Source organism: Micromonospora sp. NPDC050795 (assembly GCF_044456785.1).
Classification (GTDB): Bacteria; Actinomycetota; Actinomycetes; order Mycobacteriales; family Micromonosporaceae; genus Micromonospora.
This window is the reverse complement of record NZ_JBITGE010000038.1, coordinates 26,335-39,701: the sequence shown is the minus strand read 5'-3', so window position 1 is coordinate 39,701 and position 13,367 is coordinate 26,335. Positions and strand designations below refer to the sequence as shown.

Here is a 13,367-nt window from a genome sequence, read left to right as displayed (position 1 = left end):
TGCCTCCTTCTTTTCTGTCACGGCCGCTCATTCCTGGTCTCTCCAGGCGGAGGCGGGCTGTTGTCTTCTCGTCGGCCGCCGGCTGTCCCTATGTTCGGGACCGTCGGGGCTCGGCCGGAGCGCTCGTTGGCGATGAGCTCCTCCAGCCAGCGGACCTCGCGCTCACAGGCATCAAGGCCGTGGCGCTGCAGTTCCAGCGTGTAAGCGTCGAGGCGCTCGGCCGCCCGGCCCAGCACGTCACGAAGCCCTTCGCGACGCTCCTCGATCTTGCGGCGGCGACCCTCCAGAATGCGTAGTCGGGTCGCCTGGTCGGTCCGGGCGAAGAACGCGAAGTGCACTCCGAAGCCCGTGTCGTCGTACGTCTCGGGTCCGGCCTGTGCGATCAGCTGGGCGAAGCGTTCCTTGCCTTCCGCGGTGATTTTGTAGACCACCCGACCTCGTCGGCTGGTCAGCGCGGGAACCTCCTCGGCAGTGGCGGGTGTCTCAGCAGCTTCGGTGATCCATCCCGCCGCCTGCAGCCTGCGTAGCGTGGGATAGAGCGAGCCGTAGCTGATCGCCGCCCGGATCGCGCCGAGTTTGGCGGTCAGCTCCTTGCGCAGCTCATAGCCGTGCATCGGAGACTCCTGCAGGAGGCCGAGGATGGCGAACTCAAGCACTGGCCACCCTCTCTTTACCCTCCGGCGTGGAGTGGTAACCGCCGCGATGTATCGGACCGATACATCGCACGTTAGCGGGTCGCGTGGGCCAGGGCAAACCCCCGTTCCGAGATGTCGTCGTCACGGATTGTGAGCGTGGTCGCCTGCTCCGGTCGGACCGCGTACCCTTCTCCGCATGCGTACGCAGCGCCAGGTCGTCGACTACTCGCTTCAGAAGCGAGCAGTGCTGCGTGAGCTCCTGGCCGGCCGGGTCGGCACGTACGACGTCTGCGACGCGTCGCCGTACCTGAAGAACGCCGCTCGGTTCCACGGAGAGCCGACGGACCGGCGCTGCCCGATCTGCCGCAGCGAAAACCTGACGCTGGTCCACTACATTTACGGTGACGAACTCAAGCAGTCCGCCGGCCAGGCTCGGACACTTGCCGAGTTGCCCGTGCTGGCGATGACGCTGCGTGAGTTCCAGGTCTTCGTCGTGGAGGTGTGCCTCGGTTGTGACTGGAACCATCTCGTCGAGCAGTACCTGCTCGGCCGGGACGGTCTGACCGGCGACAGCGACGGCACGAGCGAGCAGGACGCGGCGGGCGCCGAAGGCGCCGGTCGGCGGAGGCGAGAGGCGCAACGGTGACATCAGTTGGTTGGACCGGCCCCGGAGTGGCAGACGAAACCCGGGACGGCCGACCGCTTGGTCGCCCGATTGGCCCGATTGATACGGCAATGATCCCGGTCGGCCGGCACCCCCGTGCCGGCGTCCCGGGTGAAGCAACTCACGGCAACCCGGTGGCGGCGCAGCCGCGCCCCACCGCGACCGGCAGGGTGTGAGGAATGAACTCGTACGGTGATCCCAGTTCTGCGCGCGGGCGGGCCCAGTACTCGGGTCCGGACGGTGACCCCGGACCGGGCGCGGACGACGCGTACCGCCGACCCGGCGGTGAATCTGGCGGGAGCGGCTGGTCAGCCTCGGAGGGCGGCGCGGCCACCCCGGGCCGCGCCTCGGTGACGCCCCGGGCTGCCGGTGGCCGCGCCACGGTCGGTGGCTCCGCCTCGGTGCCGCCGCGTGGCAGCGCGGCCGCCGGGTCCGCGTCGGTGGGTTCGGCAGCGACCGGCCGGGCCGGTCGAGCCTCGGTGCCGGTGTCGCCGGCACCGGGTGCGGCAGCTGGCCGCGCGGGTGCCGGTCGGGCCTCGGTGCCCGTCTCCCCGGCGCCGGGCGCGCCCGCAGGTAGGGCCGCAGTCGGTGCCGCCGCCGTCGGTGCGGCCTCGGTCGGCACCGCCTCGGCGGGCCGGGCCAGCGTCGGATCCGCGTCGGTCGGTGGTCGTGCGGCGGTCGCGCGCGCGAGCGTCTCACCGGTCTCCGGTGGGCCGGGCGGCCCTGGGGGTCCCGGTGGGCCGGGCGGCCCGGGTGGTCCCGGTCGGGGCGGCCGTGGTCCGGGCGACTCGGGCGCCGCGGCGCGGGCGAAGAAGCGCAAGCGGATGAACCTGCTGATCGCCGGGTTCGCCGTCTTCGTCATGCTCGCCGGCATCGGCGTGGTCGGGTTCACCTACTACTCGACGAACGTGGTGCTTCCGGACGAGATCACTCCGCCGCAGGCGACCACCCTGTACGCCTTCGACAACAAGACGATCATCGCGAAGGTGGGCGATCAGAACCGGACCCTGGTCACCATCGACCAGATTCCGGACTTCGTGCAGAAGGCGGTGGCCGCGGCCGAGGACCGGAACTTCTACCGACACTCGGGTGTGGACTACAAGGGCATCGCCCGGGCCGGCTGGAACAACCTCTCCGGCGGCGACAAGCAGGGTGCCTCCACCATCACCCAGCAGTACGCGCGCAACGCCTACGACAACCTGAAGGACGACACGTACGCCCGGAAGGTGAAGGAGGCGATCTTCGCCTCCAAGCTCAACGACGAGTACACGAAGCCGCAGATCATGCAGCACTACCTCAACGTGATCTACTTCGGCCGGGGCGCCTACGGCATCGAGGCCGCAGCGCAGACCTACTTCGGCAAGTCGGTGAGCAAGCTCAACCCGGCCGAGGGTGCCGTCCTCGCGGCTCTGATCAAGCAGCCGGAACCCAGCTCCACGCACCAGGGGTACGACCCGGCCATCAACCCGACCGCGGCCCAGGATCGCTGGAACTACGTGATCGACGGCATGGTCAAGGAGGGCTGGCTGGGTGTGCCCGGCATGGAGCCGCGTCCTGCTGAGTACCCGATCAAGGCCATCAAGGCCCCGAAGAAGGGCGGCATCGGCGTCGACTTCGGCGTCGACACGCCATACGGCAACGTCATCAACTACGTCCGGCAGGAGATGCGGGACAGGGGTATCTGTGTCGAAAAGGACACGGAGGTGACAGATGCCAAGCCGTCGTGCTCCCAGGCGCTGATGTCCGGCGGTTACCGGATCCGCACCACAATGGACACGAAGATGCAGGCGGCGGCGGTCGAGACGGCCCAGCGCAAGTCCAAGGGCTCCGAGTTGGCCGGTCAGCCGTCCAACCTCATGGCCGCGGTGGTCTCGATCGACCCCACCAACGGTCGGGTCGTCGCGTACTACGGCGGTGACAACGGCACCGGCACCGACTACGCCGGCAAGAACACCGACTCCACCGGGGCGATCAGCGGCGGTCACTCGCCCGGATCAAGCTTCAAGATCTACACGTTGGCGGCGGCGCTCAAGGAGAAGAAGGCGCTCGAGTCTCGCTGGAAGGGCAAGGCATTCAAGCCGGAAGGCACCGAGTTCAAGGTCAGCAACGCGGGCGACGACAACCCCGACTGCGGTAACTCCTGCACACTGCGGGTGTCCACGCTCAAGTCCCTGAACGTGCCGTTCTACTACGTCACGGAGGAGATCGGCGCGGACAAGGTCGTGGACATGGCCAAGCAGGCGGGCGTCACCACCATGTGGCGTACCGACACCAACCCGGCGAAGTCCTACGACCTGACCAAGACCGACCCGAAGGACATCACCCCGGAGCCGTTCTTCAACGTGGTCGGCTATGGCCAGTATCCGATCACCGTGCTGGACCACGCGAACGGCGTCGCCACCTTCGCCAACGGGGGCGTCTACAACAAGGCCCACTTCCTCTACTCGGTGGAGAAGCAGAACCCGAACACCGGTAAGTGGGACAAGGTCTACAGCGAGAAGCTCGACTCGAAGCGGAGAATCGAGAAGAGCGTGGTGGACGATGTGACGTCCGTCCTGAAGGACTACCCGGCCGCTGTCAACCACCGGCTCGACGACGGTCGCAAGGCGGCCTCCAAGACCGGCACCTGGGAACTCAAGGGCGGCAGCGAGGATAACGGCGACGCCTGGATGATCGGTTACACGCCACAGTTGGCCACCGCGGTGTGGGTGGGCAACGTGGGGAACCGGAAGCCACTCATCCTCAAGGACAAGCGCAAGGTCAGTGGTGGCAACCTCCCGGGCGACATCTGGGAGCGGTTCATGAACGAGGCGTTGAAGGGCAAACCGAAGGTGGACTTCCCGCCGGCGGCGAACATCGGCGACAAGGACTCCGGAAACGGCGAAGCGCCGCCGCCCCCGCCGCCACCGCCGAACCCGGGGGGTCAGCCCGGCCAGGGACAACCCTGTAACCCGCTGATCGACATTCTCTGCAACCCTGGCGGCAACAACCCCGGCGGCGGTAACCCTGGGGGCAATCCAGGCGGTAACCCCGGTGGCAACCCTGGCGGTAACCCCGGCGGTAATCCGGGTGGCGGCGGCACAGGTGGTGGTGGCGGCGGGCTGTTGCCCAGCCTGCCACCCAACCGGGAGTGACCCGCACCAGCACACGACGCCGCCGCCGGCCGGACGACACGTCCCGGCCGGCGGCGGCGTTTTCGTACCCGGAACTCCGCGCCGGGATGGGACGGGCACCCCTGTCGTACGGCAGGATGCCTCTTCATGAGCACCCAGTCGACGCCCGGCATCGACGACGCCGGAACCACCGATCACCCGTCCCGCTCCGACGGGTTCGTCCGCGGCATGTCCAGCGTCATCGGCGGGCCGCTCGGCGACCACGCGACAACGCTGAACCGGCCGGCCGGTCGGGAGCATCGCTTCTGGACGGCCGCGCGGATCGTGCTGGCGCTGGTATGTCTCACGCTCGCGTTGCACTGGGTGCAGAAATCGCCCTGCCAGAACGGCGCCTGGCAGAACAACGTCCAGTACACGCGGTTCTGCTACACCGACGTCCTCGCCCTCTACTACGCCGAAGGGCTCAACGAAGGCAAGGTGCCCTACCGCGACCACCCGGTCGAGTACCCGGTGCTGACCGGCTACTTCATGGGCGCGCTGGGTCTGCCGGTGCACGCCATCGGCGACGGCGACCCGAGCATCAACCAGGGCCAGTGGTTCTACAACCTCAACGCGCTGGTGCTGGGCGCGCTCGCGGTGGCCACGGTGGCGGTGATCCTGTCGTTGCGCCGACGACGACCCTGGGACGCCGCGATGTTCGCACTCGCCCCGGCTCTGGTGCTCACCGCCACCGTCAACTGGGACCTGCTGGCCATCGGGCTGGCAGCCTTCGGCCTGCTCGCCTGGGCCCGAAAACGACCGGCGGTGGCGGGCGTGCTGCTCGGTCTGGCCGGCGCGGCGAAGCTCTGGCCGCTGTTCCTGCTCGGGCCGATCCTCATCCTGGCGCTACGGGCCGACCGGGTTCGGGCCGCGCTCATCGCCATCGGGACGGCTGTCGCGGCGGTGGTCCTGGTGAACCTGCCGGCCGCGCGGGCGTACCCGGAGAACTGGGACCGGTTCTTCGAGCTGAACACCACCCGGCCGATCGACTGGGGCACGCTCTGGTACATCGGGCGCTACCTTGACGGCAAGGTCGGCAACGACCCCGCCAGCCTCGGCCCGTTCGAGTGGCTCAACGCCAACATCCCGACCCTCAACACCGTCTCGTACGCGCTGTTCGGGCTGGCCTGCCTCGGCATCGCCGTGCTGGCGCTGCGGGCACCGCGCCGACCCCGGCTGGGTCAGCTCGCCTTCCTGGTGGTCGCCGCGTTCCTGATCTTCAGCAAGGTCTGGTCGCAGCAGTTCGTGCTCTGGATGCTCCCGCTCGTGGTGCTCGCCCGGCCGAAGTGGGGCGCGTTCCTGGCCTGGCAGATCGCCGAGGTCTGCTACTTCGTCGCCTTCTACGGGGAACTGCTCGGCGCGGCAACCAGCAAGCCTGTCTTCCCGGAGGGGGTGTTCGTGCTGGCCTCGACGTTCCGACTGGCCACTGTGGTGGTGCTCTGCGTGTTCGTCGTCAAGGAGATCCTGCACCCTGAGCAGGACGCGGTGCGGGCCACCTACCCGGACGACCCGGACGGCGGCGTTCTCGACGGCGCCCCGGACGCCCCCTGGATAGACCGCTGGCGCCGCCCCGCGAGAAGCGAACCCTCCGTGGAACCCATCACCACCTGACCCCTTCAGGCCGAACGCGGCCCGGACCAGGTCAGGTTTTCGGGGGAGCCCGCCCGGCGCAGGGATCAAGCCTGACCGCCCGGAGCCGGGCGGGCTCCCCCGAAAACCCGCCCTGAAGCCTCAGAGGCGGTAGACGACGGCCTCCCCGACCTCCTGCCGACTGATGCCGAGCGACTCGACCGGCGCGTCGATGGTGATTTCCCACGGCGTGCCAGCCACCTGGCCGCGCAGCAGCACCACACTGCAAACGCCGAGCGTGCGCAGGTAGTCGATGCTCGTCTGGTCCGGGAACGACTGGCTCACCCGACGAACATCGTCGAGCTGGCGCGGTGTGAAGCCGCTCCCGCCGTTGACCACGTCGGGGAACCCACTGGTCGACCAGAGCATCACGTGCTGGTCCAGGCTCTGGTTGCTGGGCAGCACCAGCAGCGGACCCTCCGCCGAACGCATCGCCGCCGGCTGGGTCGGCACCACCGGGTGCGGGGTGGTGTTCAGGCCCTCGACGGCGACCAGCAGCAACGGCAGCAGGGTGGCCATCCGCAGCCACGGCCCCGGCCACGACGGAATCCGCTGCGCGGTCAACTCGCGGACCCGGTCGGTGAGCGCGGTGACCGCGCCCGCCGCGAGCAGGCCGAGCAACAACGTGGTCCAGAGCATCAACCGCCCGGGGGTACGCAACGCGCTCCAGCCCGGCAGGTGCTCGAAGAGGGGAACGTAGGTGAAGGTGCCGTCGAAGAAACGGGTGCCCATCGCGAAGACCATCGTCAGCACCACCCCGGCGAGCAGCAGCAGTCGGTGCCGCAACCGCCAGACCGAGAAGAACAACCCGCCTGCGGCGAGCGCGTAGAGCACGAAGCCCGGCAGCAGGGTCATCTCCGGGTGCCACGGCAGCGCCGCCCGGGCCCCCTCGTGCAGCCCACCCCAGATCCGCGACTCACCGGGCGCTGTCACGAAGCCCGACGCCGGTGGCGAGAAGAGGCTGATGTCGCCGATGGTGCGCTCGGCGTACGGGTGCAGCTCGGTCACCTTGAAGAACGGGAACGCCATCAGCAGACCGACACCGGCGAACAACACCCCACCGAGCACGTCGGCGGCGAACAACCGGCGACCGAACGGAACGGCCTGCCCGGTGCGCAGCCGCCGCGCGAAGAAGAAGACGGCAGTGACCAGCACCGCACCGGCCAGGAAGTACGCGAATGGCAGCCCGATGCCGAAGCCGAGGCTGAGTTGCCAGGCCGCCACCAGCCAACCCGCGTAGACCCAACCGTCGTGCCGGCGCTCCGGCCGGTAGCCGTGTCGCAGCGACCACCCGTGCCCGCGCGCCAACATCGCCAGCGCCAGCGGAATGCCCCCGTTGGACAGCACGTGCAGATGCCCGGCCTGGGCCAGCAGCCACGGCGCGTAGGTGTAGCTCACGCCCGCGACGGCCGCGCCGATCCGGCCGGCCCCGAGCTGTCGGGCCAGCGCGTACGCCCCGAGCGTGGCGAGCGCGTGCGCCAGCACGAACATGATGTTGTAGCGCAGCACGGCGTCCTCGGGACCGCTGCCGAGCATCCCGGCTGGGGCGTACCCGAGAAGCGTGTCGGAGAACGCGAAGCTCCACAGCTCGGGGAAGAACGTGTTGGACTGCCACAGCCGCGCCGGCTCGGCCAGCAGGATGTGCCCGGACCAGGCCATCTGCCAGGCTTGCAGGCTCGGGTCCCAGTAGTCCTGCGGAAGGGTGTAGCGCGGATAGCGCAGCGTCGGCCAGGTCATCAGCACGGCCAGTGCCAACGCGCCGAGGGCGGCCAGGGTCCACTCGTGGATCAGGAACCGCCCGACCGCCCGGCCCGCCCGACTGAAGATGGAGGGCCGTGGCTCCGGTGCGGAGGCGAACGCCTCCCAACGCTCCGGGCCGACCGGCTTCGCCTCGCTGTCGGCCTTGTCCGTAGCGTCGGCGCCGTCCGCCTTCGCGTCCTTGGCCGGGTCGCTGTCCTTGGCCGGTTTGCTGTCCTTGGTCGTGCCGCTGTTCTTGGATGCGTCGGTGCCAGTGGCGGTGCTGTCGCCGGTTGCGGTGCCGCCCTGGCCAGCGTCCTGCTTGGCCGTGTCGTCCTTCTTGGCCGCGTTGTCTTTCTCGGCCGCGTTGTCTTTCTCGGCCGCGTTGTCTTTCTCGGCCGAGTTGCCCTGCTTGTCGCCGTGCCGGACCGCGTCCTTGCTGGCGGCACCATTCGTCGCGCGCTCTGCCCCGGCGTCGCCCTTCGGGGTGGCTCCGGTCGTGTCGCCGCCGACAGGCGGGGACTGGTCCGCGGTGGTCCCGGCGGGGGCCTTGTCGGAGGTGCGAGCCGGCTGGGTGGGGGTTCCGGCCGCGGCAGTGGTGGCGGGTTGACTCTCGCCGGCCGCGCCGGTGGGGGTGGGCCGGGCGTTGCCGGTCCCGGGCTGTCCGCTCGTCATGCCGCCGGGCTCTCCGCTCCGAGCTGCTCACGCAGAAAGTCGATGTCGGCGGCCTGGCCGGTCACGCCGCCCGGTGTCTCGACGACCACCGGCGCGCCGGCCGCCCGGATCACCGCCACCACCAGCTCCGGGTCGATCGTCCCGCCGCCCAGGTTGTCGTGTCGGTCCTGGCCGGAGTTGAACGCGCCCTTGGAGTTGTTGGCGTGCACCAGGTCGATCCGCCCGGTGATCGCCTTGACCCTGTCGACCAGGCCGAGCAGCTCCTCGCCGCCCGCGTACGCGTGGCAGGTGTCCAGGCAGAAGCCGACCTCGTAGTCGCCGATGGCGTCCCAGAGTCGGGCGAGAGCGTCCAGCCGTCGGGCGCAGGCGTTGTCGCCGCCCGCGGTGTTCTCGATTAGGACCGGTACGCCGAAACCGCCGGAGTCCGCCGCGTACGCGAAGGTCTTGCGCCAGTTGTCGAAGCCCACGGCCAGGTCGTCGCCGGCGTTGACGTGCCCACCGTGGACGATCAGGCCCTTGGCGCCGATGGCGGTGGCCGCGTTGGCGTGCCCGAGCAGCAGCTTGCGGCTCGGGATCCGGATGCGGTTGTTGAGTGTGGCCACGTTGATGACGTACGGCGCGTGCACGTAGAGGTCGACCTCGGCGGCGCGCAGCCGATCGGCGTCTTCGCGAGGCTTGGGTGCCTTCCAACCCTGTGGGTCGGCGAGGAAGAACTGCACGGTCTCGGCGGACCGGGCGGCCGCCTCCGCCAGCGGGTCGGTCGAGTCGACGTGGGCTCCGATACGCATGCGAGCGAGCCTACGTCGCGCCCCCGACCGCCGGGGCGACGGCCGGGGCGGTGTCGCGTCACCGGAGGGACCGACGATCGTTGATGGGTGTGAACCGGCGACCAGCGTCCCGGTGCCGCCAGCGGCGCGAGCGTCGCACACGGCGACCGGCGGTCGACGGCCGACAGCGAGGTCACCCCCGCGGCGCGGCCCGGCGCAGCGGGGGCGACCCATCGCACAACGGGTACCGAGCAACGACAGATCTCGGAAAATTGTGCTTTTCCCCCCTACAAGGTACGAGTGCTGTTGTATCGTCAGATAACAACACGATAAAGCTCCGCGGGGCGTCTTCGGTCCAACCTCATCGGTGTGGTCGTTCCTCCCCAGGTCCCACCCAAGGAATGCGGACCGGACGCCCCGCGGCCTCGTAGACGGGGGTTCACCACCGACCGCTTGACGGTCGGACGGTGGGCCCCCGCCGGCTCGTCCAGGTCCGGACCCGACCACCCCGGGCATGATCGTTCGGACCGGGTATCCTGGTCAGGTTGTCCGCGTCCGGCCGGGTTCCCTCGGCGCGTGCGGGCAGCGACACAAGACCTCCTGCCACGGAAGGACCGTGGCCGCTTAGCCCACAGGAGGTGAGCACGTCTTGCGTCACTACGAACTGATGGTCATCCTCGACTCCAGCCTCGAGGAGCGCACCGTCGCACCGTCGCTCGACACGTACCTGAACGTGATTCGGACCGCGGGTGGCTCGGTTGAGAAGACCGACGTGTGGGGCCGCCGGCGCCTCGCGTACGAGATCAACAAAAAGGCCGAGGGCATCTACGCCGTCATCGACCTGCAGGCCACGCCTGCTGCGGTGGCCGAGCTGGACCGTCAGCTCCGGCTCAACGAGTCCGTGCTGCGCACCAAGGTCATCCGACCGGAAATGCGCTAAGCCTTCCAACCCCCGGTTCGTCCGGATCAGCCTCCGCGACTCTGTCGGAGGGCTCTGAGAGCCTGTACGACGAGACGCTGAGTGCGCGAGGAGATGGTCATGGCAGGAGACACCACCATCACGGTCATCGGCAATCTGACCGATGACCCCGAGTTGCGGTTCACCCCCTCCGGGGCTGCGGTCGCCAAGTTCCGAGTCGCTTCGACGCCCCGTTTCATGGACAAGGCGTCGAACGAATGGAAGGACGGCGAGCCGCTGTTCCTCGCATGCACCGTGTGGCGGCAGGCCGCCGAGCACGTCGCCGAGTCGCTGCAGCGTGGCGCCCGGGTGATCGTGTCGGGCCGGCTGCGTCAGCGGTCGTACGAGACCCGCGAGGGTGAGAAGCGCACAGTCATCGAGCTTGAGGTCGACGAGATCGGCCCGTCGCTGCGCTACGCCACGGCAAAGGTGCAGAAGATGTCCCGCTCCGGCGGCGGTGGCGGCGGCTTCGGTGGCGGCGGTGGTGGTGGCAACCAGGGCGGCGGCGGAGGCAACTTCGACGACCCCTGGGCTTCGGCCGCTCCCTCTCCCGCGCGTGCCGGTTCGGGCGCCAATTTTGACGAGGAGCCACCGTTCTAATGGCGCCTAGCGCTCGCGATCGCAAACCAGGAGCACGTGCAACGGCCAAGGCTGCGGCACTGCGCAAGCCGAAGAAGAAGGTGAACCCGCTCGACAAGGACGGGATCGCCTACATCGATTACAAGGACACCGCTCTGCTGCGCAAGTTCATCTCCGATCGCGGCAAGATCCGCGCTCGTCGGGTGACCGGCGTGACCTCGCAGCAGCAGAGGCAGATCGCCCGTGCGGTCAAGAACGCCCGTGAGATGGCGCTCCTGCCGTACACGGCCACCACCCGCTGAGAGGAGGCACCGATATGAAGATCATCCTGACTCAGGAAGTGTCCGGCCTCGGTGCCCCGGGCGACATCGTCGAGGTCAAGAACGGCTACGGCCGTAACTACCTGCTGCCGCAGGGCTTCGCGATCGTCTGGACCAAGGGCGCGGAAAAGCAGGTCACGGTTATCAAGCGGGCCCGTGGGGCTCGCGAGATCCGCGACCTCGACCACGCCAACGAGGTCAAGGCTCAGCTCGAGGGTCTCAAGGTCAACCTGAAGGTCCGCGCCGGCGACGGCGGACGGCTCTTCGGCTCGGTCACCCCGGCCGAGATCGTCGACGCCGTCAAGACGGCCAGCGGCCCGGTCCTCGACCGGCGTCGGCTGGAGGTGCCCGGTCACATCAAGTCGACCGGCACCTACCCGGTGAAGATCAAGCTGCACCCCGAGGTGACCGCGTCGTTCAACCTGAACGTCGTTCAGGGCTGACGTCCGCAACACCACCACGAGAGCCCGCACCGAGCGATCGGTGCGGGCTCTCGTGCGTACGTCGTCCAACGCGGCAACCCGGGCCACGGCCGGGCGTCCCCCGACCCGACGACGGGTCACCCGATGGGCTGGCCCGTCACCGCGCTGATCAACACCGTGGAGAGGCCGCCGCCCACCACCGCGGCGGCCACCGCGATGGTCGCCGAGCGCCAGGTCGTACCCACCCGCCGCAGCAGCGCCGCCACCACCAGGCTGCTCACCAGAGCCAGACCGAAGCGCGGCGTACCGGCCAGGAGTGACTCCAGCGCGCGGGACCGGGCGGACTCACACCCGCCTCCGCTGATGTCGGTCACACAACCAGCCGGCGCCTGACTGTCCAACGTCAACAGCCAAACGAAGATCAGCATCGCCGGCACCAGGTAACAGGCCGCCGTATACAGCAGAGGCCGGACCGATCCACCCGGATCCGGGTCGAGCAGGTCGTCCTCCAGGCGCCGCGCCCAGGCACCCGTGGCCGCCGACTCGACCCGCCGACGTACCGACGCCGTTCCCACCGCCGGCCGGTCCGCCCTCCGCCGGGGCGTACCCGGACGCGGCGTGCCCGTACGCGGCGCAGGCGCAGGCGCGCTGCGCGGCCGTGGGGCGGTGTATCCCACCACCGGAGACCGGGGCGCCGACGTCGTCGGGTCCATCCAACGCGGGTCGTCATCAGCCAACCGGGTGCCGGACCAGAACCCGTCCTCCCGGCTCGGCCACCCCTCGGCAGCCGCCGGTCGATCGGAGCGCGGCGCCATCGTACGGTCCCACTGGTCGTCCTCGATCGCGGACCGCTCCCACTGGCCGGTGCGGTCCGACCGTTCCCAGCCACCGACGCTCTCCACCGCCGACCACTGCCCGCTGAGGTCCCCGCTGTCCGCCGGCGGCCACGCGTGCACGCCCGAGGCATCCCACGGGTCCACAGCAGGCGGGTACGACGGATCCGGCTCCGACACCTGCTCCGAACTGCGGACGCACGGGTCGGCCGCCGGACGGGACCAGGACTCCTCCGCCGCACGACGGCTACGCCGGGTGGGACGGCTCGGCTCCTGGTCCGGGACCTGCTCGCTCGGGGGGGACTCCGGCTCCCCGCCCGACCAGATCACCTGCGGACGGCCAACCGGCGCGCGGCGGGGACGCCGTTCCGAGACAGCACCAGAGATCGGCTCGTCCTCCCCGGCGTCGGCCCGTCGGCGGCCGGAATAACCCTGGTCCTGCGGACGGTCGAGTGTCCACTCCCGGGTGTGGTCCGAGTCCGGTGCCGGGCCGATCGCTGCCTGCTCCCGTCGACGCGGCTCGCTGCCCCGCCGCCGACCACCCGACGACTCGGCGGACCGTCGGCCCGCCCCGGAGATCGGCCGCTCGGGCTCGTCCTCGTCGTCGTCCGGTGCCGCGTGCCGACCAGCGCCGTCCGCGTGCCGGACCCCTGACTCCAGCGCCCACCGGGGCAGGTAGGCGTCGACAGGCTCGTCCTGGCCGCGTTCCAACGCACGTCGACGGCTGGAGGTGCGGTAGCGCCCGTCCTCGTCGTACGGATCAACCGGAACAGACGCCGCGCGCTCACTCCACGAGGCGGTTGGCTGGCGCTCGCGCGGGCTGCCATCGCCGCGTCCCCAGTCCCGGTAATTCACGGCCGGAGTGTGACCCTTCTGAACCGAAAGCGGAATCCGCTGTCCAGGTGTAGCCGTTCGCTGGAGATAGTACGGGACGATCGTGTCACAGGCCCGACCGAAATATTCTCCTCCACAGGCTGGGGAGTATGTCTTAGCAGG

Annotated in this window: 12 protein-coding genes; 7 read left to right on the top strand and 5 right to left on the bottom strand. The window is 69.6% G+C overall.

Annotated features, from left to right (window positions below; translation table 11 throughout):
* Positions 1-17 precede the first annotated feature (17 nt).
* On the bottom strand, positions 18-656 hold the full coding sequence (locus ACIBEF_RS27190; protein WP_030331823.1) for a PadR family transcriptional regulator: 639 nt from the start codon (positions 654-656) through the stop codon (positions 18-20).
* 175 nt (positions 657-831) lie between these two features.
* On the opposite strand from ACIBEF_RS27190, the gene ACIBEF_RS27185 reads away from it, so the two are divergent.
* On the top strand, positions 832-1,281 hold the full coding sequence (locus ACIBEF_RS27185; protein WP_355004535.1) for a DUF5318 domain-containing protein: 450 nt from the start codon (positions 832-834) through the stop codon (positions 1,279-1,281).
* A gap of 139 nt (positions 1,282-1,420) precedes the next feature.
* Here ACIBEF_RS27185 and ACIBEF_RS27180 read toward each other — a convergent pair whose 3' ends face one another.
* On the bottom strand, positions 1,421-2,161 hold the full coding sequence (locus tag ACIBEF_RS27180) for a hypothetical protein (protein ID WP_396796008.1): 741 nt from the start codon (positions 2,159-2,161) through the stop codon (positions 1,421-1,423).
* On the opposite strand from ACIBEF_RS27180, the gene ACIBEF_RS27175 reads away from it, so the two are divergent.
* Both ACIBEF_RS27175 and ACIBEF_RS27170 read left to right on the top strand, forming a co-directional pair.
* Positions 2,124-4,433, top strand: coding sequence for a transglycosylase domain-containing protein (locus tag ACIBEF_RS27175; protein ID WP_396796006.1), 2,310 nt, complete (start codon positions 2,124-2,126; stop codon positions 4,431-4,433). The genes ACIBEF_RS27180 and ACIBEF_RS27175 overlap by 38 nt on opposite strands.
* Before the next feature lie 126 nt (positions 4,434-4,559).
* Positions 4,560-6,062: a glycosyltransferase family 87 protein gene (locus tag ACIBEF_RS27170; RefSeq protein WP_396796004.1), complete on the top strand. Its 1,503-nt coding sequence runs from the start codon at positions 4,560-4,562 to the stop codon at positions 6,060-6,062.
* 120 nt (positions 6,063-6,182) lie between these two features.
* Here the strand turns inward: ACIBEF_RS27170 and ACIBEF_RS27165 are convergent, their stop codons facing one another.
* Together ACIBEF_RS27165 and ACIBEF_RS27160 are read right to left on the bottom strand one after the other, a co-directional pair.
* A complete protein-coding gene (locus ACIBEF_RS27165; protein ID WP_396796003.1) occupies positions 6,183-8,492 on the bottom strand; it encodes a hypothetical protein in 2,310 nt (769 codons plus the stop codon).
* Positions 8,489-9,280 (bottom strand): deoxyribonuclease IV, encoded by a 792-nt coding sequence (locus tag ACIBEF_RS27160; protein WP_357201849.1) that lies wholly within the window; start codon positions 9,278-9,280, stop codon positions 8,489-8,491. The genes ACIBEF_RS27165 and ACIBEF_RS27160 overlap by 4 nt, the downstream gene beginning before the upstream one ends.
* A gap of 628 nt (positions 9,281-9,908) precedes the next feature.
* Between ACIBEF_RS27160 and rpsF the strand changes: the two genes are divergently transcribed.
* From rpsF to rplI, 4 genes are all read left to right on the top strand, one after another.
* Positions 9,909-10,199, top strand: a complete 291-nt coding sequence (rpsF, locus tag ACIBEF_RS27155) for a 30S ribosomal protein S6 (RefSeq protein WP_036391391.1) — start codon at positions 9,909-9,911, stop codon at positions 10,197-10,199.
* 81 nt (positions 10,200-10,280) lie between these two features.
* Positions 10,281-10,817 carry a single-stranded DNA-binding protein gene (locus ACIBEF_RS27150; RefSeq protein ID WP_181518404.1) on the top strand — a complete coding sequence of 179 codons (537 nt, stop codon included), beginning with the start codon at positions 10,281-10,283 and terminating at the stop codon, positions 10,815-10,817.
* Positions 10,817-11,098: a 30S ribosomal protein S18 gene (gene rpsR, locus ACIBEF_RS27145; RefSeq protein ID WP_051723758.1), complete on the top strand. Its 282-nt coding sequence runs from the start codon at positions 10,817-10,819 to the stop codon at positions 11,096-11,098. The genes ACIBEF_RS27150 and rpsR overlap by 1 nt, the downstream gene beginning before the upstream one ends.
* 14 nt (positions 11,099-11,112) lie before the next feature.
* A complete protein-coding gene (rplI, locus tag ACIBEF_RS27140; protein WP_396796001.1) occupies positions 11,113-11,559 on the top strand; it encodes a 50S ribosomal protein L9 in 447 nt (148 codons plus the stop codon).
* A 116-nt stretch (positions 11,560-11,675) separates the two neighbouring features.
* Here rplI and ACIBEF_RS27135 read toward each other — a convergent pair whose 3' ends face one another.
* Positions 11,676-13,226 (bottom strand): hypothetical protein, encoded by a 1,551-nt coding sequence (locus ACIBEF_RS27135; protein WP_396796000.1) that lies wholly within the window; start codon positions 13,224-13,226, stop codon positions 11,676-11,678.
* Positions 13,227-13,367: the final 141 nt, after the last annotated feature.

Coding starts and splice junctions, on each gene's coding strand:
- ACIBEF_RS27175 (WP_396796006.1), top strand. CDS start 2,124: ATGAACCTGCTGATCGCCGGGTTCGCCGTCTTCGTCATGCTCGCCGGC.
- ACIBEF_RS27180 (WP_396796008.1), bottom strand. CDS start 2,161: ATGACGAAGACGGCGAACCCGGCGATCAGCAGGTTCATCCGCTTGCGC.
- rplI (WP_396796001.1), top strand. CDS start 11,113: ATGAAGATCATCCTGACTCAGGAAGTGTCCGGCCTCGGTGCCCCGGGC.
- rpsR (WP_051723758.1), top strand. CDS start 10,817: ATGGCGCCTAGCGCTCGCGATCGCAAACCAGGAGCACGTGCAACGGCC.
- ACIBEF_RS27160 (WP_357201849.1), bottom strand. CDS start 9,280: ATGCGTATCGGAGCCCACGTCGACTCGACCGACCCGCTGGCGGAGGCG.
- ACIBEF_RS27185 (WP_355004535.1), top strand. CDS start 832: ATGCGTACGCAGCGCCAGGTCGTCGACTACTCGCTTCAGAAGCGAGCA.
- ACIBEF_RS27170 (WP_396796004.1), top strand. CDS start 4,560: ATGAGCACCCAGTCGACGCCCGGCATCGACGACGCCGGAACCACCGAT.
- ACIBEF_RS27165 (WP_396796003.1), bottom strand. CDS start 8,492: ATGACGAGCGGACAGCCCGGGACCGGCAACGCCCGGCCCACCCCCACC.